Annotated in this window: 21 protein-coding genes; 4 read left to right on the plus strand and 17 right to left on the minus strand. The window is 65.0% G+C overall.

All coding sequences use genetic code 11. The features are described 5' to 3' along the window. Positions 1–10: 10 nt before the first annotated feature. From purU to RCP80_RS22115, 9 genes are all read right to left on the minus strand, one after another. Positions 11–919, minus strand: coding sequence for a formyltetrahydrofolate deformylase (gene purU / locus RCP80_RS22075; RefSeq protein WP_308479708.1), 909 nt, complete (start codon positions 917–919; stop codon positions 11–13). 9 nt (positions 920–928) lie between these two features. Next, entirely contained in the window at positions 929–2416 is a 1488-nt protein-coding gene (ahcY, locus tag RCP80_RS22080) for an adenosylhomocysteinase (RefSeq protein ID WP_308482978.1), read from the minus strand. Positions 2417–2442: 26 nt separating this feature from the next. After that, positions 2443–3672 carry a methionine adenosyltransferase gene (metK, locus tag RCP80_RS22085; protein WP_308479709.1) on the minus strand — a complete coding sequence of 410 codons (1230 nt, stop codon included), beginning with the start codon at positions 3670–3672 and terminating at the stop codon, positions 2443–2445. Position 3673: 1 nt separating this feature from the next. Beyond that, entirely contained in the window at positions 3674–4762 is a 1089-nt protein-coding gene (locus RCP80_RS22090) for a uroporphyrinogen decarboxylase/cobalamine-independent methonine synthase family protein (RefSeq protein ID WP_308479710.1), read from the minus strand. 1 nt (position 4763) lies between these two features. Continuing rightward, the gene (locus RCP80_RS22095; RefSeq protein WP_308479711.1) at positions 4764–6239 is read right to left on the minus strand and encodes a hypothetical protein; all 1476 of its coding nucleotides are present in this window, start codon (positions 6237–6239) and stop codon (positions 4764–4766) included. Next, positions 6233–7198, minus strand: a complete 966-nt coding sequence (locus RCP80_RS22100) for a methylenetetrahydrofolate reductase (RefSeq protein ID WP_308479712.1) — start codon at positions 7196–7198, stop codon at positions 6233–6235. Before RCP80_RS22100 ends, RCP80_RS22095 begins: the two co-directional genes overlap by 7 nt. Then, positions 7195–7614, minus strand: a complete 420-nt coding sequence (locus RCP80_RS22105) for a methylenetetrahydrofolate reductase C-terminal domain-containing protein (RefSeq protein WP_308479713.1) — start codon at positions 7612–7614, stop codon at positions 7195–7197. The genes RCP80_RS22100 and RCP80_RS22105 overlap by 4 nt, the downstream gene beginning before the upstream one ends. A 310-nt stretch (positions 7615–7924) precedes the next feature. Next, positions 7925–9727 (minus strand): bifunctional homocysteine S-methyltransferase/methylenetetrahydrofolate reductase, encoded by a 1803-nt coding sequence (locus tag RCP80_RS22110; protein ID WP_308479714.1) that lies wholly within the window; start codon positions 9725–9727, stop codon positions 7925–7927. Further along, positions 9724–11010 carry a PucR family transcriptional regulator gene (locus RCP80_RS22115; RefSeq protein ID WP_308479715.1) on the minus strand — a complete coding sequence of 429 codons (1287 nt, stop codon included), beginning with the start codon at positions 11008–11010 and terminating at the stop codon, positions 9724–9726. Before RCP80_RS22115 ends, RCP80_RS22110 begins: the two co-directional genes overlap by 4 nt. A gap of 117 nt (positions 11011–11127) precedes the next feature. Here RCP80_RS22115 and RCP80_RS22120 point away from each other — a divergent pair, with 117 nt between their 5' ends. Continuing rightward, a complete protein-coding gene (locus tag RCP80_RS22120; protein WP_308479716.1) occupies positions 11128–12054 on the plus strand; it encodes a LysR family transcriptional regulator in 927 nt (308 codons plus the stop codon). Between the two features lie 184 nt (positions 12055–12238). Here the strand turns inward: RCP80_RS22120 and RCP80_RS22125 are convergent, their stop codons facing one another. From RCP80_RS22125 to RCP80_RS22140, 4 genes are all read right to left on the minus strand, one after another. Continuing rightward, positions 12239–12778, minus strand: a complete 540-nt coding sequence (locus RCP80_RS22125; RefSeq protein WP_308479717.1) for a VOC family protein — start codon at positions 12776–12778, stop codon at positions 12239–12241. 31 nt (positions 12779–12809) lie between these two features. Continuing rightward, positions 12810–13910 (minus strand): hypothetical protein, encoded by a 1101-nt coding sequence (locus RCP80_RS22130; protein ID WP_308479718.1) that lies wholly within the window; start codon positions 13908–13910, stop codon positions 12810–12812. 27 nt (positions 13911–13937) lie between these two features. Beyond that, a complete protein-coding gene (locus RCP80_RS22135) occupies positions 13938–14693 on the minus strand; it encodes a cupin domain-containing protein (RefSeq protein ID WP_308479719.1) in 756 nt (251 codons plus the stop codon). Positions 14694–14884: 191 nt separating this feature from the next. Further along, positions 14885–16093 carry an AI-2E family transporter gene (locus tag RCP80_RS22140; RefSeq protein WP_373693392.1) on the minus strand — a complete coding sequence of 403 codons (1209 nt, stop codon included), beginning with the start codon at positions 16091–16093 and terminating at the stop codon, positions 14885–14887. A gap of 88 nt (positions 16094–16181) precedes the next feature. Between RCP80_RS22140 and RCP80_RS22145 the strand changes: the two genes are divergently transcribed. Together RCP80_RS22145 and RCP80_RS22150 are read left to right on the plus strand one after the other, a co-directional pair. Continuing rightward, the gene (locus RCP80_RS22145; protein ID WP_308479720.1) at positions 16182–17408 is read left to right on the plus strand and encodes a M23 family metallopeptidase; all 1227 of its coding nucleotides are present in this window, start codon (positions 16182–16184) and stop codon (positions 17406–17408) included. Next, the gene (locus tag RCP80_RS22150) at positions 17405–17788 is read left to right on the plus strand and encodes a DUF3054 domain-containing protein (RefSeq protein ID WP_308479721.1); all 384 of its coding nucleotides are present in this window, start codon (positions 17405–17407) and stop codon (positions 17786–17788) included. The genes RCP80_RS22145 and RCP80_RS22150 overlap by 4 nt, the downstream gene beginning before the upstream one ends. On the opposite strand, the gene RCP80_RS22155 is transcribed toward RCP80_RS22150, so the two are convergent. The 4 genes from RCP80_RS22155 to RCP80_RS22170 all read right to left on the minus strand — a co-directional run bounded on the left by RCP80_RS22155 (position 17772) and on the right by RCP80_RS22170 (position 20885). Continuing rightward, a complete protein-coding gene (locus RCP80_RS22155; RefSeq protein ID WP_308479722.1) occupies positions 17772–19109 on the minus strand; it encodes a HAMP domain-containing sensor histidine kinase in 1338 nt (445 codons plus the stop codon). The two genes, RCP80_RS22150 and RCP80_RS22155, sit on opposite strands and share 17 nt — an antisense overlap. Beyond that, positions 19109–19777: a response regulator transcription factor gene (locus tag RCP80_RS22160; RefSeq protein WP_308479723.1), complete on the minus strand. Its 669-nt coding sequence runs from the start codon at positions 19775–19777 to the stop codon at positions 19109–19111. The genes RCP80_RS22155 and RCP80_RS22160 overlap by 1 nt, the downstream gene beginning before the upstream one ends. A gap of 50 nt (positions 19778–19827) precedes the next feature. Continuing rightward, positions 19828–20193 (minus strand): heme-binding protein, encoded by a 366-nt coding sequence (locus RCP80_RS22165; protein WP_308479724.1) that lies wholly within the window; start codon positions 20191–20193, stop codon positions 19828–19830. Positions 20194–20348: 155 nt separating this feature from the next. Further along, positions 20349–20885, minus strand: coding sequence for a hemophore (locus RCP80_RS22170; RefSeq protein ID WP_308479725.1), 537 nt, complete (start codon positions 20883–20885; stop codon positions 20349–20351). Between the two features lie 335 nt (positions 20886–21220). On the opposite strand from RCP80_RS22170, the gene RCP80_RS22175 reads away from it, so the two are divergent. Then, the gene (locus RCP80_RS22175; RefSeq protein WP_308479726.1) at positions 21221–24115 is read left to right on the plus strand and encodes an MMPL family transporter; all 2895 of its coding nucleotides are present in this window, start codon (positions 21221–21223) and stop codon (positions 24113–24115) included. The last annotated feature ends 19 nt before the right edge of the window (positions 24116–24134 follow it).

Below are 24134 nucleotides of genomic sequence, written 5' to 3' on the forward strand. Positions count from 1 at the left end.
GCCAGCCTTTCTAGAAGACGACGGTGGTCCGGCCATTGACGAGAACCCGGTCCTCGCAATGCCATCCGACGGCGCGCGCCAGCACGGTGCGTTCGATGTCGGCGCCACGCCGCATCAGTTCACTAGTGCTGGCGCGGTGCGATACGCGCTCGACGTCCTGTTCGATGATGGGACCCTCGTCGAGGTCCTCTGTCGCGTAATGGGCGGTGGCGCCGATGAGTTTCACCCCACGTTCCTTGGCCCGCTCGTAAGGTCCCGCACCGGCGAATGCCGGTAGGAACGAGTGGTGGATATTGATAACCGGTACCCCGATGAGGTCGAGGAAATCACCAGACAGAATCTGCATATACCGAGCCAGCACCACCAAATCGACGCGGTCCCTGAGGAGTTCGAGCTGCCGTTGCTCTGCCTCCGCTTTGGTCTGCCGTGCCACTGGAATGACCTCGAACGGAACCCCGAAACTAGTGACATCATCGGCTAGATCCGGGTGATTCGACACCACCTGAACGATGTCCATGCGAAGTTCGCCACGGCGGGCTCGCCATAGGAGATCGAGCAGACAGTGGTCGTAGCGGGACACGAATACCGCCACCCGTGTCGTCGCTGCGGCGTCGCGGAAGCGGAAGGTGCCACCCAGCTCGGCGCCGATCTCGGCACCGAAAACGGTCTCGAGTTCCGGCAATCGCGATGCCAGGTTGGGCAGATGAAACTCCACTCGCAAAAAGAAGCGACCGCCGACAGATCCGGTCGAGTACTGATCGGACTGAATGATGTTGGCGCCATGACGATGTAGAAAGGTGCTGATCCGCGCCACGATTCCAGGACCGTCCAGACAGGACACCAGAAGTCGCCCGATGTCGGCGCTGCGCTCGTCGCGCGCGATGCCCACGGAGCGGGGCAGCGTGCCGGTGTTTGACATCATCCATCCTCAGTACCGGTAGTGATCCGGCTTGTACGGGCCTTCGACGTCGACGCCGATGTACTCGGCCTGCTCCTTGGAGAGCTTGGTCAGCGTCCCACCGAGAGCCTCGACGTGGATCTTGGCGACCTTCTCATCGAGGTGCTTGGCCAGCCGGTAGACCTCGTTGTCGTATTCATCGTTCTTGGTCCACAACTCGATCTGGGCGATCACCTGGTTGGAGAAGCTGTTGCTCATCACGAACGACGGGTGACCGGTGGCGTTGCCGAGGTTGAGCAGCCGGCCCTCGGACAGCACGATGATCGCCTTGCCGGTGTCACCGAAGGTCCACTCGTCGACCTGGGGCTTGATGTTGATCCGGGTGGCACCCGAGCGCTCCAGACCGGCCATGTCGATCTCGTTGTCGAAGTGACCGATGTTGCCCAGGATCGCCTGGTTCTTCATCGCCTTCATGTGATCCAGGGTGATGATGTCCTTGTTGCCGGTCGAGGTGATCACGATGTCGGCGTTGCCGATGGCCTCCTCGACGGTCACCACGTCGAAGCCGTCCATCAGCGCCTGCAGCGCGTTGATCGGGTCGATCTCGGTGACCTGGACCCGGGCACCCTGGCCGGCCAGCGACTCCGCGCACCCCTTGCCGACATCGCCGTAACCGCAGATCAGCACCTTCTTGCCGCCGATCAACACGTCCGTGCCGCGGTTGATCCCGTCGATCAGCGAGTGCCGGGTGCCGTACTTGTTGTCGAACTTGGACTTGGTCACCGAGTCGTTGACGTTGATCGCCGGGAACACCAGCGTGCCGGCGGCCGCGAACTGATACAGCCGCAGCACGCCGGTGGTGGTCTCCTCGGTGACGCCCTTGACCGACTCGGCGATCTTCGTCCACTTGGACTTGTCGGTCTCGAACCGCTCCCGCAGCAGGCTCAGGAACACCTTCCACTCGGCGGGATCGTCATCCTCGGCGGGCGGCACGACGCCGGCCTGCTCGAACTCGGCGCCACGCAGCACCAACATGGTGGCGTCCCCGCCGTCATCGAGAATCATGTTCGCCGGCTCACCCTCCCAGGTCAGCATCTGCTCAGCGGCCCACCAATACTCCTCGAGCGTCTCGCCCTTCCAAGCGAACACCGGCACACCCTGGGGCTCCTCGGGCGTCCCGTGCGGCCCGACCACGGTCGCGGCCGCGGCATGATCCTGGGTCGAGAAGATGTTGCACGACGCCCACCGGACTTCAGCACCGAGGGCAACCAGCGTCTCGATCAGCACCGCGGTCTGCACGGTCATGTGCAGCGAGCCGGAGATGCGGGCACCCTTGAGCGGCGCAACCTCGGCATACTCCCGACGCAGCGACATCAGACCGGGCATCTCGTGCTCGGCCAGGCGGATCTCCTTGCGGCCGAACTCGGCCAGGGAAAGGTCAGCGACCTTGTAATCGATGCCGTTGCGGACGTCGGCCCGAGGTTCGGCGACCGACACTTGGTTGGTCGCGCTGTTCATCAGTGTTGTCATCTGTATTCCTCCTGCTAGATCAGTGCGTCGGTGAAGAGGCCGGCCTGCTCGGCCAGGAAGCTGGCCCGATCGGTGCGCTCCCAGGGCAGGTCGACGTCGGTGCGTCCAAAATGCCCGTAGGCCGCCGTCGGTGAATAGATGGGCCGGTGAAGGTCGAGGTATGCGCGAAACGCTGCGGGCCGAAGATCGAAGTGTTCGTCGACAAGTGCTTCGATCGTGCGGCGTTCAACGCGCTCTGTGCCGAAGGTGTCGACCAATACCGAGACGGGACGAGCAACACCAATGGCATATGCCACCTGGACTTCGGCACGAGTAGCCAGCCCGGCCGCTACTAGGTTCTTCGCTACGTAGCGCGCCGCGTACGCAGCCGAGCGGTCCACCTTTGACGGATCCTTACCTGAGAATGCGCCACCACCGTGACGCGCAAAGCCGCCGTAGGTGTCGACGATGATCTTTCTGCCCGTCAGTCCGGCATCCCCGACCGGTCCGCCGATGACGAATCGACCGGTCGGATTGACCAGCAAATCCTTTCGCAGCCGATCGGCATCGTAGAAGTCGTCGTCCAGCTCGGCCTGAACGACGTGTTGCCACATGTCTTCGCGGATCTGCTCGGTGGTCACATTCTCGGCATGCTGTGTCGAAATGAGCACTCGTTCGACGGCGACCGGCACACCGTCGATGTAGCGCACCGATACCTGTGTCTTGCCGTCTGGCCGCAGGTACGGCAGTGTCCCATCCTTGCGCACGGTCGATAGCCGGCGAGAAAGGCGATGTGCCAAAGCAATCGGCATCGGCATGAATTCGGGGGTTTCGTTGGTGGCGTAGCCGAACATCATGCCCTGGTCACCCGCGCCGGCGAAGTCCAAGTCGTCGCCCGAGGCGCCAGTACGTGTCTCATGCGCTCGGTCGACGCCCTGGGCGATATCCGGCGACTGCTTGTCCAGTGCCACCAGGACCGCGCAGCTATGCCCATCGAAGCCGTAGTCGCCGTTGTCGTAACCGATACGGTTGACCGTGTCGCGAACGATCTGGGTGTAGTCGAATGTCTGCGGGCAGGTGATTTCGCCCGCGAGGACCACCATTCCCGTCGTAATCAAGCTCTCGCAGGCGACACGCGAGTACGGATCGGCGGCCAACGCGGCATCCAGCACAGCATCGGAGATCGCATCGGCGATCTTGTCGGGGTGCCCTTCGGTGACAGACTCGGAGGTGAACAAGAATTCGTGCGAATCGGACTGGGTCATCTCATGCTCCTTGAGTAATGGGATCTGGCGCTACTTCGTCGGTAACGACTGGCAACTGATCAACAACGGGCGTTTGGTCTACCAGGCGTCGTGCGGCAACGGCACCTTCCACCATGGCCCCCAACTTGGCTCGAGCCACGGCTCCGGACAGGTTGCGCAAGCCACAATCGGGGTTGATGACCAACTGTTCGGCGGGCACAAGTTCAAGCGCCGCACGTATGCGGTTGGTGACCACGTCGGCAGTTTCTACTTGCTGGGATTTCACATCAATGACACCCAGGCCGATCTTGCGGTCCCACCCGAACTTCTCGATCACGGGCAGATCCGCATAACCCTTGCGCGCGAACTCGAGTACCAGCTGATCCACATTGGCATCGAGCACCGCGGGAAACAGGAAGTCATAGTGCCCCTCCCACAACGGGCGTGCATACCGGTTGCCGTAACAGACGTGCAGTGCCCAGCTGACATTCACTCCCGCGGTGACGACGTTGATGGCGGCAACTGCGTCCACGACTTCGCTGGGCTGCCCAGCCAGGAAAGGCTCGTCGATCTGCAAGAGGGTGGCACCGCGGGCAGCCAACGCATGAGCGGCGGCGTTGAGCCGGTGTGCGATCGCCTCCATGAGCGCGCGTCGATCGAGCCCTGATGTGTTGGTAATTCGACAAGCGAGTGAGAATGGTCCGGTGAACGAGAACTTGATGGGCTTGCCGGTATGCGAGGCCGTGAACGCATAATCGTCTGCAAGCCAACTGAACTCCTGCCCCGACTGCGGGGGTAGCGGCTTATCGAGAGCCACGTCGTAGTAATCGAAGTAGAAGTCTTTGGCCCGTTGAGCGATACACAGTCCGGGAAGCTTTGCCAGGAAGTAATCAATGTCGTTGTCGCGTCGCAACTCGCCGTCCGACACGATGTCGACGCCTGCCAGCTCCTGATCCCGTAGCGCTGCCTTGATCGCCATCTCGTGGATGTCGGCCAGTTGCACTGAACTCAACCGCCCACGCAGACAATCCGTCTTTAGACGCTCCATCCACTCCGGAACAGGATAGGAGCCCACAACCGCGGTGGGCAGGATAGGCAGTTGCTCGTGCATCTCAATCCCTGACCTGAGCTGTCAACGTGACGATGCTGCCGCCGCCACCGTGCCGAAATGGTTGATGATGAACGTCAAATCCCCGGCGGCGACCGACGTGCGACAGCAGGGGTCCGTTGACCCAATTGACGACCGAACCGTCGTACTTCCCCGGACCACGAAACGCGCTGTGGTAGCCCGCGATATCGGTGACGAACAGGTCGTGACATACCAGCTTGCCGTAGGGATGAAGCAACGCGAGAGTGTCATCGAAACTGGCGACTGCCCCATTGCTGACATGCATACGAACGTCGGCACCCGACTCCAAAAGTGGCCTCAGCGCCTCCCCCGTCACCGTGTCGGTGATTCGATAGCTGTCCAGCCCGCTCACCGGCACATATCGCTCTTCTAGGCGCAGCGCAGACCACGTGCCTTGCCAGAATCGCACCGCCGTCTCGACATCGGGGAAGTGAGTAGGGCAGGCGTCGACGAGCAGCCCGGGCGCCAGCCGCAACAGCTTGTCCACCAACCCGGGTAGGTGATCAATGTCCGCCGTGATCGACTCAGCCAAGTCCTTCGCTTCTTGGCCGGGCAAGTAAGCGCGGGTCTGAACCTGATAGGTGCGCCCACCCAGTTGTGCGATCTCGTCGGTCGGCAGGTTGTCGTACACGTTGGAGATGTAGACAAGAAATACCTTCTGCCGCAGGAAGCTCAGTGCGGTACGGGGCTTGGTCGCGTCGAGGGCTAGCGAGCTGATCCGCTCGCTGTGCTCACTGACCGTCTCACGTGCTAGATCCAAGACGTGCAACGAGTAGTCGCACATCAGGTAGTGCAGCCGGCCGTAATATCCCTTGCCGTGTCGACGGTCCAGTTCACGGAACTCGTCAAGGAACACCTTGGCCTGGTTGCCATTACCCACCCCGAGTTCGACGACATAGAGCTCCTCCGGGAGTGCGTTCACCTGATCGAGCCGGTCCCACACGGCCATTAGTTCACCGACGAGGTCCGCCGCGGCAGCACGGTTGCGCGCGTCGCTTTCCCCGCCGGGTAATGCCTGCTCGTAGTTGCGGCCAGTCGCCTTCTCCCACAACTCAAGTGCCGACCAGTAGAGCGAGTTGAACCGCCAGATACAGCTTTGGCTGCCGTCTACCCAGTCTTCGAGGAATACGCGCGCAGTACTTTCGCGTAGCAGCGAGGTGGTCATCTCGCTCAGCGACATACCGGGGGCACGCCGGACATCGACTGCCACTTCCATGCCGCCCCCCAGCGCATCCAGTGCCGCCGGCACTGCGCCCGAGGCGGCGCTGCACAGGATTGGGCGGATATCGACCGCCTCGCGAAAGTTGCTGCGGTACTGGACCCAATCGCATACCACCCGGACCCGTGACAGATCGGCGGTGCTGTCGCTGAGAGCACTGACCACAGGCAGCACTGCAGCACCTAGGTCAGCGGGACGCTCGGCCCGCAGTCGCGCGTGCGGCCGGAAGTCGATCAGCATTCGAGTTCCGCAGCCTCGAGCAGGCCTTGATGCAACCGTGGCGTCAAACCGGCCCGGGTGAGAATCTCGGGAACTCCGTGCTCAAATCCGAACGCCATGACATGCACGCCCGCGACGCCGGGAATCTGCGTGAGCTGCTCGATCGTCTCCGCGCACACGCGCATACCCTCTTCGGCCACTCGATCGGAGGGCACACCGCGCAACCGCTGCTCGATCCCGCCCGAAACATTTACGCCTGGAACTTCGCAACGCAGATACTCCAGCACTCGAAGCGATCGGATTGGACCGACCCCGGCCAGCACGGCGCACTTCTCAGTGACACCCATGTCTTGCAAACGCGAGATCCACTGGGCGAACACATCCACGTCGAAGACGTACTGGGTTTGGGCGAACTCGGCACCTGCTGCGACCTTCTTGGCCAGACGTTCGGCGCGCAGGGATAGCGGTGGCGCGAAGGGGTTTTCAACCGTCCCGATCATCCATTGCGGCGACACCGAGAGGGCCTCGCCGGACATCAGCACGCCATCTTCACGGAGCGTACGGGCGAGCCAGGTCAGCTGCACGCCGTCCAGGTCGAAGACAGGCTTGGCTTGGGGATGGTCACCCGCCCGTGGGTGGTCACCCGTCAGCAAGAGTACGTGCGGGATCTCCAGCGCACCGGCGGCAAGCAGATCGGCCTGCAACGCCATGCGGTTGCGGTCTCGGCACGTCAATTGCATCACTGGTGAAAGCCCGGCACGCTGGGCGATCACTGCTGCGCCCAAGCTCGACATCCGCACGCGGGCACCTTGATTGTCGGTCACATTGACCGCGTCCACCCAGCCGCGGAGGTGGGCGGCCTTCCGTATCAACGCATCTGCGTCAGCGCCGCGGGGTGGACCGAGCTCGGCGGTAACCGCGAACCGGCCTTCGGACAGGGCGGCTTGCAGCCCGCCGCCAGGATGTGCTTCGGCGCTCACGACGACACCGCTCCGCCGGTTGCCGACAAGGGTATCTGCACGCCCGCGTCTACTGCCATCGTCGCATCTCGACCCTGCCAATAATTGATCCAGGAACTTCGCCCCTGTTCCCGGTGATCAACAGGCTGCTGCAGCAACGCGAAATCGCCACGGCGGCCCGCGGCCTCGGCGCGCTCGTAGGCGAGGACCCAGACGCAACGAACATCGGGATGCACCTCGCAGCGGCCATCGGAGGAGACACCGCCGCAAGGACCGTTGCGTAATTGCTTCGGACATGTCATGGGACATGCGTAACCCGCGGTCGGCAGCTCACATTGGCCGCACATCTGGCACCCGTAAAGCCGTTCCTTGGACGCCTTCTCGACCGCCGAGAACGCGGCGTACATTGCCGGCCTGGCCTCCAGAAACGCTGCCATCCACCGATAGAAACGGTTCTCGCCAAGTAGCGGGTGGAGCCGGTAGGACTGTCGGGCGGATAGCCGTGGCCGAAATGGCTTTGGCCATCGGCTCGAGTGGTCCACCGTCATTGCTTCTCCCGATTCCGTTGGCGGAGCGCTTATTACGCCTATGAACGCTACGGGGATTCGGCTGATGCGTCTTCAGTCTCGAGAACGGACAATGCGACCGCTAGATTGTGCTCGCAGGCCGAGCCGACAGCAGAACGACGGACTCCCACGAGGTGATCTTGTGCTCGCGCACATTCCATCAGCCTGCGGGACACACGGCTCAGCCGCGTGCCGCCGCGAGAAGTTGTTGTGCGACTCCGAAATCATCGTCGACGACGATGACGATGCCGTCAGCCAGCGAAGGCCCATGATTCACGACGTAGGTCACGAGATATGTGGCGATTCGTGCACCGACCTCGCGGTCGAACGCGCCTGCAGCGGCCAGCTCCGCGAGGGTCTCGGGCGGAATATTCACATCGGGGACTTCATACGCGAGGTACTCGGCCTCGCTATACCCGCTCAGCGCAGAGAGCGTGATCAGAATCGGCACGCGTTGCCGCCCGAGTCCGCCCACCAAGCGGCGAAACCCTTCGAGTTCGTAGACAGGCCGGGTGACTAAGAATTGCGCTCCTGCTGCGATCTTTGCTCGCGTGCGGTTGATCTCCGCGTCGAGGTCGTCGGCACCCGGGTTGCAGCGAGCACCTATCTGAAACGACGTCGTGGTGGCCAGTCCCAGTCCGTTGCAATCCTTGCCTACATTGAGTCCGGCGAGTATCTCGATGAGATCGACGGAGTCGAAGTCCCAGTGGCCGTCCGCAACTGGATAGTCGCCGACAACGGTGGGATTCCCCGTCTCGCACAACACCCTTCGGGTGCCCAACGCGTGCGCTCCCAGCAGGTCAGCCTGTAACGACATTATCGTTTTATCCCAGGTGGTGAAGGTCGCAATAGTTTCGACACCGACTTGTTGCTGTAGCTGCAGCGCCACGCTGGCGAGGGACAGATGTGCACCGGCGCTCGATGGGGGGGACACCAGTACCAGGTCAATGCCCGGTGCCCGCAGCGCGGTCGCGATCTCGGCGGAGGTGTCGGCGACTCGGGCGGCCGGCGTGATCTCGGTGCCGACGACGAACCCGCCTCCGGTGAGGAGGTCGGCAACGTTGTCTGGGACTGGTCGTACAGATGGGTGGACAGGAGCGGGCCCGACCGATCGCTGCACAGCAGCGGTCAGCGCTCGGATATGGGTGGGAGTGGTGCCGCAGCATCCCCCAACGATGGTCGCACCTGCAGCGATGCATCGGCGGGCATACCTGACGAAATAGTCATGGTGGAGTGGGTATTCGAAGCGTTTGCCAACTGTGCGCCGCGGCAAACCTGCGTTCGGTTGGGCGCTGATCGGCAGTGTGGTGCTGCGCCGCATCTCCTTGACGATGTCATGCATGCGCTGCGGCCCGACCGTACAGTTGGCTCCGAGCGCGACGATCTTCAGTTCCGAAAGCGCTGCGGCAACCTCGTACGGAGTGTCCCCACCCAGAGTGTGCCCGTCGGGCGTGAACGTCGCTTGGGCAACGATCGGCAGATCGGTGATCTCAGCGGCTACTTGTACGGCCTCAACGAGCTCCTCCAGGTAGCCGAAGGTTTCGAAAGCGAGGAGATCCACCTCTGCCGCGGCAAGTGCCGCGATCTGTTCGGCCACCGCCTCGACACGCGCGGCGGCGGTTACCTGAGGGCGTTGGGAGGCGCTGGCCGCCGGTGCGACCGATCCTCCGACAAAGACCGTCCTGTCGGCGGCATTTGCCGCCTGCCGGGCGAGACGCACACCGGCGGAATTAATTTCTGCAACGTCGTCCGCGCAACCATGCTCGGCCAACCGTAGCCGCCCCGCGCCGAAGGTGTTAGTGAAGATTATGTCGACGCCGGCAGCCACGTAACTGTCATGGATCGTGCGCACGGAATCGGGTTGGGACAAGTTCAGCTCGGGCAACGCCCGGTCCAGCGAGTTGCCTGCCGCGTGGAGCATTGTGCCCATCGCGCCGTCGCATACCAAGAGTCGCTCGCCGAGCGCTTCGATGAAGGCCGTCATGAGGTCGCCGCCATTACATCCATCATGTCGAGGATCTCTAGTGCAACCTGGGCCATCAGTCGGTCGCGGTAAGCGTGGAAGTCCAGCCCCGTCAATTCCTCTACCCGACGTATCCGGTACGTAACCGTGTTGCGGTGCATGTGGAGTTCTTCGGCGGCCCGCTGCGGACTGTTGTTCACCCGAAAATAGCTGGCCAGCGTCGACAGATACTCCATCGCGGTGTCATTGCCTTGGGCAAGGAGCTTGCCGAACACCTCCTGCGCGAAGTTGCGCAATTCCACGATATCGGGCACCTGCAGCAACAACCGGTGAATCCCTAGATCTTCGACGGCGACTGTGGTGCCGATCCGACCGAGCCGGCTGGAGATCTCCGCGGTACGGCGCGCGTCCTCGTAGGAACGTGCGACGTCTAGCGCTGAGTGGCACATCCCGCCTATTCCGGCGTTGATCGGGGCGTGACCGAATGACTCGGCGATCCGCTTGATGCACTGTGTGGTCAGCTGCGCGGTTCGCGCTCTCGCCGGATTCGGTTCCGGCATCACAATGACGACCTCCCGCTCGCGCTGCGTTGTGATGGCGTCGGGGGCCTGCGTCGTGAAGAATCTCTCCACGGCTGCGGGTACGCGCTTTCTGTCCTCGCTGTCATACCCATCAAGGAGCACCACGGTGACGACCCGGTGGTGGTGGCGTTCGTCGTAGCCGAGATGAACGGCCCAGCGCCGTATTTCGTCATTGTTGCTGCCCCTGCCGGAAAGTAGTCCTTCAACCAGGTTCTGGCGGGCCCTTGTTGCCGCTGCCGCCACTACTCGCTCACGGCCGAGGATGACACCGCACACCGTCGCCGCGTGCTCGGTGAGCAGCAGCCTCATTTCTCCGCCCGCCTGTTCGTCACCGTCGTCGAGAGTTAGCAGAAACGCGGGGATGTCCTCGCCAACGGGGATGGGCGCCACGATCATCGGAGCAACCCGGGCGATCGCGGGGATGCGCAGGGCGCGGCGAGTGGGACCGACGACGCCAAGCACCTGCGCCAATCGCGGATGATTGAGTTGCTCGCCAAAGAATCGTGCCGCCTCGGATCGCGCACCGCCGGACGCCACTAGCACCGCCAGTCGCTCGTCCACGACGGCGGCAGCGGTATCGGCCCGGTCGGCGACGAACTCGACAACGGATTCGAGGCCGGCGTCTTGGACAGCAAGGCTGGACAGGTGTTGCAGCGCCGCCACCAGTTGGCGAAGCTCGGCGTTCTCTCTTCCGATGGCATCGGTCGCTGCGCTTTTCGACACTGAGACTTAGTTCCTCGGATACGAATTCACAGGACGCAGCTCGACCGATCTCAACTGGAGCGAGTGTTGTGATGAAAGGCAGCACGAGGCATTGACGTCGTCAATTAGTATGACCCGGTGGCTGACAAACACGTCGATCTGCGCCGGATCGACCTGAATCTGTTGGTTGCCTTTGAAGTATTGGTCACGGAACGCAGCGTGACCCGAGCGGCTACGCGTCTCAGCGTCGGCCAGTCGGCCATGAGCTCCACCTTGGCGCGGCTGCGCAAACTGTTGGGAGACCCTGTGTTGGTCAAGGACGGCCGCGGACTGGTCGCCACACCCTTGGCGGAGTCTCTGCTCACGCCCGTCAGAGACATCCTGGGCAATATCGAGCAGGTGCTTTCCCAGCGCGACAACTTTGACCCGACGACCGATGCGCGAACGTTCTCGGTGTTGGTCACGAACTATCACCTGACCTATACCTTCTTGCTTCCGCTGCTCGCTCGCTTGGACGTCGAGGCGCCGCGAGTTCGGCTGCACATCGAGCCGACTGGTGACGACTTCGCTGACCGACTTCGCCGTCACGAAGTCGACCTGTTGATCACCCCCCGAGAGCTCTTCCCGGATCACCGCGATCTGCCACACCGCGCCCTTTTCAGCGACGGGCTTGTGGTTGCCGTCGACCGAGACCATCCCGAAATCGGTGACGAGATCACCTACGAGCAGTTCTGTAGCTTGCCGTACATTGCAACCTGGATGGGGCAGCATCCGTCGCTGTCGGAATTGCAACTCGACCACCTTGGAGTGCCCCGGAATGTAGAGGTCACCACCGAATTCGGCATTGCCTGCTTTCTCCTTCAGGGCACGCGGCTCATTACCGTGGTTCATGAGCGACTCGCGAACATGGTGGCCGACACGGCCAACCTGAGGCTGCTGAGGCCGCCCATCGAAGGCCTGCAACCCGTCACCGAGATCATGGTGTGGACGAACCGAACCGACGGCGATGCCGCGCATCGCTGGCTACGCCAACGCCTGTTGGAGCTGGCCGCAGAAGTTATGTAGTGCCGGCGGACGGGACGCGTCGACTCCACCCCCTGAGGTCCTGTGCAAGATGGTCGCCATGTCGTTTACCTCCGCGGCGTAGCAATTCTCGTCTACCGAAGGCTATGAAACCCAAGACATTATGGGAAGCGATGATTATCGTTTCGTAGTACCGATCAAAGCCATGTGTAGGCGATGCCGGGCCTTAACTCTTCGGGAAGAGCGAATCGACCTCGCCGGCCTTGAACTGAGCCATCCGCTCGCGCGCCCAATCCGCAGTCCAATAGAGTTCCGTGTAAGAGCCGACCTGCTCCCGTGTGTCCCAGTAGGACCATCCGCACACACCGTCGGCCAGACCGGCCATGGCTTTGACCAGTCCACGTCCGGCGTATACCTCACACGCCTCCTCGTACTGGTCCGGGTCATCCAGCAAGAAACCGATGTGATGCGGTCCGCGTTGCCCCTCTGCGAGCCAGTCGCCATAGAGACTCGGCCCCTGCTGATGCACCGCGAGTTCGACCATGACGTTGCCGCAGGCGCCGTACGCGCACGAGTAGCCAAAGTCGGCAGGCTGGCCCCAGTATTCCTTGTTTACCAGCCGATCCGATATGCCTTCGACATAATCCCAGACTCTGACTCCATTGACGCGAGTCCAGTAATCCATCGCCTTTTCGAGATCATCGACCACGTAACACACTTGATCAAAATTTTTGCCGATGAAGTATGGCACTTCCGTGTTGTTCATTGCGTGGCCTCTCGGTCGGATTCTTCGCTACTTACAATTCTTTGGCGTTCGCCCCGTGGTTCGCCAGAACTTCGGGCAGCAGCTCAGGGTCAAGCCGGCCGAAACCGCAGACCGAACCGATTCCGAAATCGGCGAGATGTTTGCGCGCGAGATCACGGCGCCGACGGAATTCCTCGACGCCGTCCGTGTGGTGCACAATCCCGAGAAATACGCGGGTGTCGCCGACGGCGAGGCGATCGAGCGGCGCGAAGAACGCGTCGTCGGCCTCGGCCGCGACTGGCATGTGGACGTAGTCGAGTCGACGACCCGCGCGCTTCTTGGCTTCGTTGGACATTCGCACGCACAGGTCCAGATCGGTCATCGCGGTCATCGGCCATCCACCCCAGGTGCCGTAGCACCAGTGATAGCCGAGCAATGCCTCCTCAGGGATGCCCTTCCAAAGCTCATCGAGCTGCTCCACGTGGCGCGCGAACTTTTCCTCCAGCGGCAACGTCGGCCACGAAGCGAAATACCTTCGGTTGTCACCGAGACCCATGTCGATGAATTCCAGCGCCAGGTCCCACTGGAAGACCAGGTCCGCGGCAGGTACCACTTCGAGTATCTTGCCGATTTCGCGGCGAATGCCCTCCAGGTAAGCCGCGTAGAGCTCGGGCCACTGGCCAGGGTCTTCGAAGGCCGAGTCGATCGCGCTGTGCGGCGAAGGCAAGCACACCTGAAAGCGCATGTGCTCGGGAATGACTCCCTCGTCGCGAAGCCTGGAGAACGTCGACCATGATTCCAGCGCGAACGTTCCGTACGCCAAATCCTCGAAGTGTGCATCGTGCCCCTCGCGCAGCTTCCAGGTCCAGACCGCCGGCAGGTCCTCGGCGGGAGGCGTGCCCGCCTCGGTCTCGGGTTGTTCGAAGGTGTCCGGCGCCTTGGTCTCCACCACGCAGGGCGTGTTGGGAAAAACGACCAGCGGCAGCATCGCCACCCATCCGGCACGGGGGCCGACTTCGCCGTCGGTGACCCAACCAAGGTGTTGGCCCAGGTTGCCGGCGGCGGCACGCATGGCTTCTTCGGCGGTTCCGAATGGCATTGAGCCAACTAGCAGGACATCGGTCTCAGAAACAGGTTGCGATCCTTTGGACATTTCTCGATCCTTTTCACGTTGGCCGATTTATCGGCGGGTATAACCGAGCTTGTCGAACGTGGCGGCTTCCACATAGCCGAAAATGGTTTCAGCGGGGGTCTCACCGGACACGCGAAGGCCAGACCACGTGCCGGCTGGAATGTGCAGCAGTGTTCCTTCGGACACCTCGCGTTCGCCGTCTTCCGACAGTGCCGTCGCGGTGCCCGAGAGTAGATAGACGAACTCGTCGACCTCAATCTTGTGGAGCTTGTGAAGCCCACCGTTCGCCCGAAATTGCGTGTGGCCCACCAGCAAGTTCTGTGATTCGACGATTCCGGCCATCACAAGAGGCTTGGAGACGACGTTGTAGATGCCCATCGCGTCATCGTTTGCATCCATCCCGGCTACATCGTCGATCGCTGTCACCGAGATAGTGGATCCGTCCGTCCGGCGCTGCGCCTGCTCCAGTTCGTCGGGCGAGGAGACGCCTGCGAAGATCTGCAGGAACCGCACGTGCTGCGGCACCGTCAACCGGTATCCGGAAGCACGCGGAACGAAGACGATATCGCGGGCCCCGACCGTATGCGCCGCATCACCTTCGAGTGTCATCTCCCCCGACAGGACCAGAATCGCTTGCTCCACATCGGCGTAACCGACTACGTCATCTGCATACCCGGCGTCTATCTCGACGCAGGCGATCAGCCCGCCACGGAGTCCTCCACGATCGGAAGACGTGAGCCACCACGCTCGGCGATCAGGGGCAGAGACGTCAGGCTCAACGCCGTCAATTATGTTGGTGTTCATTACAATCCCTCTTCGGCGCCGTCCATCGCGGCGCAGTCGGGATCGAATTTAACAGCGACAATCAATCACGGGAAACGATTATTAATGATTCGTCGCATCGATCAAGTCGATACACCCGCCGCCGAACACCGAGGCGGCTCGCCAACACCGCTCCGAGATCGATTGGTTCGCAGCCGCGCGCAGGCGCGCGCTCAGTTCGCGGCCCGCGGCTGGAAAGTCCCGGCGCCGGAAGCCCTGTCGCCACCCTCGCCCCCGGCCGTCACCTCGTCGGGTTCCGCGGTGATCACCGGACCGGGGTCGGTTTCCATTGCGGCCGCTTGCCGCTCGGTTTCGGCCTCCGGATCCCGGGCCAGCAACACCCGAATCGCGCTGTTGAGGAACGCGATGATCGGAACTGCCAGCAGCGCGCCGATGATGCCGGCCAGCACACCACCGGCGGCGATGCCCAGCACCACCCCGAGCGGGTGAATCGAGACCGCCCGCCCCATCACCAACGGTTGCAGCACATGGGCTTCCAACTGCTGCACCGCCAGGATCAGCCCCAGCGTGATCAACGCATAGATGAAGCCTTTGGCGAGCAACGCCACCACGACGGCCAGGAAGCCGGTCACCACCGCGCCGATCAACGGGATGAACGCACCGAGGAACACCAGCGAGGCCAGCGGCAACGCCAACGGGACACCCATGATGGCCAGGCCGGCACCGATTCCCACGGCGTCGACGAGGGCCACCAGGAACGTCGCGCGGACGTAGCCGATCAGCGAACCGAAGCCGGCCGCGCCGGCCTCGCGGACCCGCTCCCGGTAGTCGATGGGGAACGCCTTGGTGACGAACGCGAAGATGTTGCGCCCGCCGTGCAGGAAGAAGATCAGGGTGAACAACACCAGCAGCGCGCCGGTGACGATCTCGGTGAGCGTCGCCGCGGTCGACAGCGCCCCGCTGGTCACCCGGGACTGGTTGTTCTGCAACGCCTCGATGGCGGCGTCCCCGGCATGGTCGATCTGCTCGCGGCTCAGGTGGATCGGCCCCTGGATGAGCCAGTCCGTGAACGAGTCGATGCTGCGGGTCACCTGTTCGACCAGATCGGGCAGGCCCTCGATGAACTGGGTGACGACGAAGGCCATGATCCCGCCGAGGATCGCCAGCCCGCCCAACAACACCGCGGCCACCGCGCCGCCGCGGTGGAAGTCGTGCTTGTCCAGCCAGTCCACCGCGGGCAGCAGCAGCGCGGTCAGGATGGTGGCGATCAGCACCGGCACCACGATCAGACTGACCTTGGCGAGCACCCACACCACGGCCACCACCGCGGCGAGGATCACCAGCATTCGCCACGACCAGGCCGCCGCCTTGCGCACCAACGGGCTGACGGCTTCGTCGGCGACATCCGACCGGATTGGCATGGCGCCAGCGTAATCGCCGGTGGCGGCATTCATGGCCCGCAGCGCATAACCCGACCCGCGAACTTCCCGACCGTGATTGGATCGGCCCATGCCGCCCCGTGTGCTGTCCCGCCTGCTCCCGCTCGCCGCGTCCTTGGTGGCGGCGGCGACCGTCGCGGCCTGCGGGTCCGCGCCACCCACCGAACCCGAGGCCACCACCCCGAGTGTGCCGCCGGCCGTACCCACCCCGCTGGTGGGTTCGGCGATCGCGGACCCCATCCCGGTGCCGGCCACCGACGGCCGCACCCACCTGGTCTATGAGCTGCTGCTGACGAACTCGCTGTCGGGCAACGCCACGTTGAACGCGCTGACCGCGCGCGCCGACGACCGCAACCTGCTGACGCTGTCGGGCGACAGCCTCAAGTACTGGACCCGCACCCTGGGCGACAACGCCGTCGGTACCAATGTGCTGGCACCGGGCCAGAGTGCGGTCATCTGGCTCGACGTCGTCATCGACGGTGGCGCGGCCCCGCCCACCGAGATCACCCATTCGGTCGACTTGTCCGTCAGCAGGCCCTTCCCGGGGGTGGTGCCACCGCGGCTGACCCAGGAGGTGGCACCGGTCACGGTGTCGGACGCCAAGCCCGTCGCGATCTCCCCGCCCCTGGACGGTCCGAATTGGTTGAGCGCCAACAGTTGCTGCGATATGACAGCGCACCGAATGGCGGTCAATCCGCTCGACGGGCAACTGTGGCTCGCGGAGCGATTCGCGGTCGACTACCTCCAGCTCACCGAGGACTTCCGGTTGTTCTCCGGCGATCCGACCAAGTTGGCCGCCTACGCGTACTTCGGCGCGCCCGTCCATGCGGTCAAGGCCGGCAAGGTCGTCACGGTCGTCGACAATCTGCCCGAGCAGGTCCCGACCAGGACGCCGGTCGGGCTTCCGCTGGACCAGTACGGCGGCAACCACGTGGTGCAGGACATCGGCGACGGCAACTACGCGTTCTATGCGCACCTCAAACCCGGCAGCATCACCGTCAAGGAGGGCGACGAACTGACCGCCGGGCAGCAGATCGGCGAACTGGGCAACTCGGGCAACTCGGACGCCCCGCATCTGCACTTCCACGTGATGGACAATCCGCATCCGCTGGCCTCCAACGGATTACCGTTCGTCTTTGATTCGTTCCGGCTCGATCAACGGGTGGCCGCCACCGAGGGCCTGGAACGGCTGTTCACCGGCCAGCCCGCCCCGCTGCAGCCCGGTTTCGCCGCCCGGGACGAATCCGGGGTCACCCCGTTGGTGCGCGACATCATGAATTATGCTGTCGGACAGTGAATCACGATAGGACGAATCGACGCGCGGTGGCCGGTGCGGTGGCCGCCGACACCGTGGCCGTGCTGGTGTTCTGCGCCCTCGGCAGACGCAGCCACGACGAGGGTGTGGACATCTCCGGTGTCGCCGCCACCGCCTGGCCGTTTCTGAGCGGCACCGCGATCGGTTGGCTGCTGTCGCGGGGCTGGCGGGCACCCAGCGCGCTGCGGAGCACGGGGCTGACGGTGTGGTTGTCGACGGTGGTCGTCGGGATGTTGATTCGATGGGCCACCTCCGCGAGTGTGGCCCTGCCGTTCGTCGCGGTGGCCTCGTCGGTGACGGCGGTGCTGCTGCTGGGTTGGCGCGCCGTGGTGGGCCGCGGCCGCCTTACTGGGGCTCGATAGCCACGGTCAGGGTGACCCGCAGACCACCCAGCGGGCCGTCGGCCAGGTCGACCTGACCACCGTGCAGCGCGGCCTGCTGCGCCACCAGCGCCAACCCCAGCCCCGAACCGCCCTGGGTTGCGGTGCTGCCGCGGACGAAGCGACCGAGCACCGTGCGATGTTCCTCGACGGGCAGGCCGCGGCCGTTGTCGTCGACGACGATCTCGATCCGCGTGCCCACTCGCCTGGCCGCCAGCACGATGCGGGTGGCGCGGCCGTGCACGATCGCGTTGCGCACCAGGTTGTCGACCGCGAGCCGCAGCCCGCCCGGCCAGGCCATCACGACCCCCTCTGCGGGCGTGCCGAATTCGGTGCGCACCTCGAACTCGGGACCGTCGGGCCGGTCGTTCTCCCGGACCACCCGGTCCAGCAGTTCCTCGATGTCGACCAGTTCGCGGTCCTCGGCCTGGGCCAGCTGCCCCGAGGCCAGTTGGCCCAGCGCGGTGATCGTCGCCTCGACCCGCCGCTGCGCGCGGGCCAGATCGGCCACCACCTCGGCGCGCTCCGCCGCGGGCAGGTCATGGATCCGCAACGTGTCCAGGTCGGCCCGCATCGCGGTCAACGGCGTGCGTAATTCGTGCGCGGCGTTGGCCGCGAAATCCTGGGCCGCCTGCAATGAGCGGGTGGTGGCCTCCTGCGCCGTGGCCAGCCGGTGCAGCATCACGATCATGGCCTCGGACAGGTCCTCGGCCTCCTTGACCCCGTGCACCGGTTCGATCTCGTCGGCCCCGCCCTGGCCGAGCCGACGGGTCTGCTCGGTGAGCCTGCGCAGCGGCCGGGTCGCGGCGCCGCCGAGCAGCCAGCCCAGGCCCAGCGCTATCAGCAGCGCCAGCACGCCCACCGCGATGTACAGCGGCATCCGGGCGCGGCTGAGCAGGATGCTGTCGGCACGGATCCCGACCGACATGTTGACGCCCTGGCCCTCCAGCGTGATGGTGCGGACCCGGTAGTCGATGCCGTTGACCCGCACCGTCTCGGTGCCCACCGGCAGTTTCGGAAGTTGCAGTCCCCGCTGGAAGAGCACCTCACCGGTGCTCACCGATCGACCGGTGGACAGCACCGAGTGGGTGGGGGTGCGATCCTGGCCGGGCTCGGTGCTGGCGTCGATGATGGCGTCGAGCCGACGGTCGAGTTGCTCGGCGTCGTTGCCCGCCAACGCGATCGAGGCCAGCACCATCAACGCCGCGACGACGGCGGCGGCCGCGACGGCCGCCGCGATCGCCACCCGCACCCGCAGCGACGCCCGCACCTGGGGCCACCATCGGGCGAACCGCGCACGCATCAGGGGCCGGTCCGGAGCACGTATCCGATCCCGCGCACGGTGTGGATCACCCGCGGCACGCCGTCGCGTTCGAGTTTGCGGCGCAGATAGCTGACGAAGACGTCGGCCACATTGGTGTCGACGTCGAAGTCGTAACCCCAGACCAGTTCCAGCAGTTGCTGCCGAGACAGCACCACGCCCGCGTGCTCGGCGAGCACCGCCAGCAGATCGAATTCGCGCTTGGTCAAATCGGCCCGCTGCCCGGCGACGAACACCAGCCGGCGGGTGGTGTCGATGGTCAACGGCCCCACCGTCATCGATTCGGAGGGTTCGGGGCGCTGGCTGGCCCGGCGCAGCAGCGCGTGCAGGCGCGCCACCAACTCGCCGAGATCAAACGGCTTGGTCAGGTAGTCGTCGGCGCCGGCCTCGAGCCCCGCGATGCGGTCGTTGACCGTGTCGCGGGCCGACAGCACGCAGATCGGGATGTCGTTGCCCAGCGCGCGCAGTGCGGTCACCACCGCGACACCGTCCAACTCGGGCATCTGGACGTCCAGCACCACGGCGTCGTGGGTCTCGCTGGACAGCAGCCGCAGGGCCTCCTTGCCGCTGGCGGCGACCCGGACGTCGAACCCGGAGTGCCGCAATCCGCGCGAAACCGAGGTGCGAACGTCTGGGTCGTCATCGACCATCAGCACCGTTCGACCCGTCTCCCGCGCGGGCTCACCGGCCCCCGCGGGCACTATTCGTTGACCAGCGCCGGGTCGTCGTGATGCCCGCAGCGGTTCTTCAGGTCCATCAGCGGCTGGCGGATCCCGGTGAGCTCGGCCTTCACCTGCGGGTTGGCGTCCATGTACGCGCGCACCTCGGTCTTGATGGCGTCGCGGTCCTTGCCCTCGAGGCTGGTGAAGAACCCGTTGACCTCGGGATGGGTGAACAGGTACGCCGAGGTCGAGGCCGACACTCCGGAGGCGACGCCGGCCAGGTCTGCCGCGGTGCAGTTCGGCGGCGGCGCGGCCACCGCCGAGGATGCACCGAACAACATCGCACCGGTCAACGCACCGGCGCCCAACGCGCCGACAACCATGCGACGGGCGGAAAGCATCATGGACGGACTCCTTCAGGTGGGGTGAAGAGGCTGTCGGGACCACGAAGAGCGGCCGACACCGCCAATCCAATCAGATCGGCGGCACTCTTACTTGCCCAGTGGTCAGGCAATTCCGAAATTGCCCCGACGGATCCGGTGTGCCCGGAGCCGTGGGATTACTGGGCCGAGGCCGCCGCGGCGGGCTTCGGGACCGGTTTCGGGGCGGCGGGACCCGGTGCCGGGCCGGTACCGGCGGCGCCGGTGGCCGCTCCCGAGACGGCCTGCGCGGCCCCGGGCAGGTCGGCGCCCTGGGCGGCCTGCATCAGGCCCATCACCTGCGGCAGCGAAATGGGCAGATCGCACTTGTTGGCCAGCGTGGTCAGCGGCTTCTGGATGTCCTGCATGTCCTTGGCGGCATCAGGGTTGCCGTCGAAGTAGGTCTTGAGGGCCACCAGCGACTGCGGGCCGGCGGGCTGGCGCGAGATCCGGGTCAGCGCCGAATTGGTCTCCGGATGCGTGTCGAGGTAGACACCGGTGTTGTTGGCCACGGTGCCGATGGTGCGCGCCACCGAGCTGGCCGCACACGGATCGGGCGCCGCCGACGCCGAGGGGCCCAGCAGCAGGACGGCGGCGACGCCGCCCACCGCGGTCGCCGTGAGCGCCGCGCCGACCGCGCGGGCCGGGCGAGGGATCGAGTGTTCGGTGTTACCCATGGGGAATCAAACTCCTTACGGTTCGCGAACATATCGGTCCGCACACCGCCGACGTTTCACTGCCGGGTCTGGCGGAAGTCCCCGACCAAGTAGCGGCCGCCGGCCATTTTGCCACCGTGGGCGGGGCGCTGGCGAATTCCGCAACGCACCGACCTGGTGATTTGGCGGTTATGCCCGCACCCGCCCACGCCGGCGAAGACCCGACCCGGTTGTGCCGTATCTAACAGGTCCATGCAGCTCAGGAGGCCGGAACCCGGCAGCGGTGGCATCGCTGCGGTAGGCTCGAAACCACCCAATTCAGCTCAAGGATCGGGGAGCCCACCATCCAGCAATTCATGATGCGTCTGAGCAGCACGCTGCGCAGGTTTCGCTGGCTGGTGCTCACCGCGTGGTTGCTGGCCCTGGTCCCGTCGGTGTATCTCGCACTGACGAACTCGAGCAATCTCACCGGCGGCGGCTTCGAGGTCGCCGGTTCGCAGTCGCTGCACGTGCAGTACCAGCTCGAGGACCACTTCCCCGGTGAGGGCGCGTCCCCGCTGGCGTTGGTCGCCGCCCCGCGCGCCGACGCGACCTATGCGGACATGACCGACGCCGTCGCGACGCTCGAGCGCATCGCCGCCGAGGTGCCCAGCGTGCAACTCGTCCCCAACCCCGCGCAGTCGGCGCCCCGCCCGGACCGCCCCTTCGTCGTGTCCCTGCAGCTGGACTTCGAGAACAGCGGGGCCGTCGACGTCGCCAAGCAGTTGCGCGAGCGGGTCGGTGTCGCCGATGAGGAACCCGGCGAACTCCGGGACGGGCGGGTGCGGGTGTACGTCATCGGCCAGGGCGCGCTCGGGGCCGCGGCCGCCGAGGCGACCAAGAGCGACGTCGCCGACGCCGAGAAGTGGAACCTGCCGATCGTCCTGATCGTGCTGCTGGCCGTGTTCGGCTCGTTGGCCGCCGCCGCCGTCCCGCTGATGGTCGGGCTGTGCACCGTGGTGGTGACCATGGGGGTCGTCTACCTGCTGTCCACGGTCATGACGATGTCGGTGTTCGCCACCTCCACGGTGTCGATGTTCGGGATCGCGCTGGCGATCGACTACTCACTGTTCATCCTGATGCGGTTCCGCGAGGAACTGCGCGCCGGGCGCGACGTCCAGCAGGCCACCGACGCGGCGATGGCGACCTCCGGGCTGGCGGTGGTGCTCTCCGGCATGACGGTGATCGCGTCGGTGACCGGGATCTATCTGATCGACACCCCGGTGCTGAACTCGATGGCCACCGGGGCGATCCTCGCGGTGGCCATGGCCGTGCTCACCTCGGCCACCCTGACGCCCGCGGTGCTCGCGACGTTCGGCCGGTCGGTGGCCAGACGGTCGCGGCTGCTGCATTGGGGCCGCGGCTCCGAGGCCACCCAGTCGCGGTTCTGGACGCGCTGGGTGGGCGGGGTGATGAAACGGCCGTGGGTCTCGGCGACGGCCGCCACGGTGTTCCTGGTGTTGATGGCCGCACCGGCCTTCTCGATGGTGCTCGGCAACAGCATGCTGCGGCAGTTCGACTCCACCCACGAGATCCGCGGCGGCGTCGGCGCCGCGGCCGAGGCCCTGGGCCCGGGTGCGCTGGGCCCGCTGCGGGTGCTGGCGACCTTCCCCGAGGGCAACGCGTCGGCCCCGGCGAACACCGCCGTCGTCGACGCGTTGGCCCGCCGGATGGACGAGTCGACACACATCGTCTCGGTCGCGCCGCCGGTCTTCTCCGACGACAACCGCAGCGCACTGCTGTCCGGCGTGCTCGCCGTCGACCCCGAGGACCTGGCCGCCCGCACCACCGTGGACTGGCTGCGCGCCGAACTCCCCCGCACCCCCGGTGCCGAGAACGTCAGCATCGACGTCGGCGGGCCGACCGCCCTGATCAAGGACTTCGACGATCGGGTGGCCCACACCGAACCCTGGGTGTTCCTCTTCGTCGCGACCATCGCGTTCGTGATGCTGCTGATCGCGATCCGGTCGCCGGTGCTGGCCCTCAAGGGCGTCATCATGACCGTGCTTTCGGTGATGGCCGCCTACGGCAGCCTGGTCATGGTCTTCCAGTGGGGCTGGCTGGAAGCGCTCGGTTTCCAGCGGATCAGCTCGATCGACAGCACCATCCCGCCGCTGGTGTTGGCGCTCGCGTTCAGGCTGTCGATGGATTACGAGATCTTTCTGCTCACCCGGATCCGAGAGCGCTTCCTGCAGACCGGTGACACCCGCGACTCGGTGGCCTACGGCGTGAGCACCAGCGCCCGCACCATCACCAGCGCGGCGCTGATCATGATCGCGGTGTTCATCGGGTTCGCGTTTGCCGGCATGCCGCTGGTGGCCCAACTCGGGGTGGCCTGCGCGGTCGCGATCGCCGTCGACGCCACCGTGGTGCGGCTGGTCCTGGTGCCCGCGCTGATGGCGATGTTCGACAAGTGGAACTGGTGGCTGCCGCCCTGGCTGGCGCGGGTCCTGCCGGCGGTGGACTTCGAAAAGCCGCTGCCCAAGCTGGATCTGGGTGACCTGGTGATCATTCCCGACGACATCTCGACGTTGACGGCGCCGGGCTCGGACCTGCGGATGGTGATCAAGTCCGCGGCCCGGCTCAAGGAGATGGCCCCGGACGCGATTTCGGTGGCCGATCCGCTGGCGTTCTCGGGCTGCGGCCACCTCACCGGGAAGGTCAAGGGCGGCGACGACGCGCGCACGTCGCGGCTGGCCCGCAACGGTGGCCGGGCGGCAAGGCCGGTACATCCGGTCACCCGCTGGCGGGGTCGGCTCGAGGTGGCCCTCGATGCCCTGGAAACCGTGGCCGACGTGGCCTACGACGACGTCGAGTTGCTGCATCGCGAGGTTCCGATGGAGACCACCACGGTGCAGTTGTCCACCGGGGACCGGTTGCAGATCCCTACCGGCGCCGAGACCCTGCGCCTCAAGGGCTATCTGATCATGGCCCGCAACAGCAGCCACGATTTCGCGGAATTCGCCGACCTCGTCGATGTGATGAACCCGGAGACCGCGGCGCTGGTGCTGGCGAGTATGGACAGGTATTACTGTGGGCAGACGTCCGAGCGACATTGGGTCGCCACTCAACTTGTCCGTCGCCTCGCCGATCCCCGACCGCATGACGCGGACGATGAACAGTGGTCGGGACCCGACGGCGCGGAGCGGTGGGACGTCGTCCGGCAGCGCTGCCTGTCGGTGGCCGTGGCGATGCTGGAGGAGGCGAGGTGACTTTGGCCGCGAGAGAGAC

Origin of the sequence: Mycolicibacterium sp. MU0053, from assembly GCF_963378095.1 — a bacterium.
Classification (GTDB): domain Bacteria; phylum Actinomycetota; class Actinomycetes; order Mycobacteriales; family Mycobacteriaceae; genus Mycobacterium; species Mycobacterium burgundiense.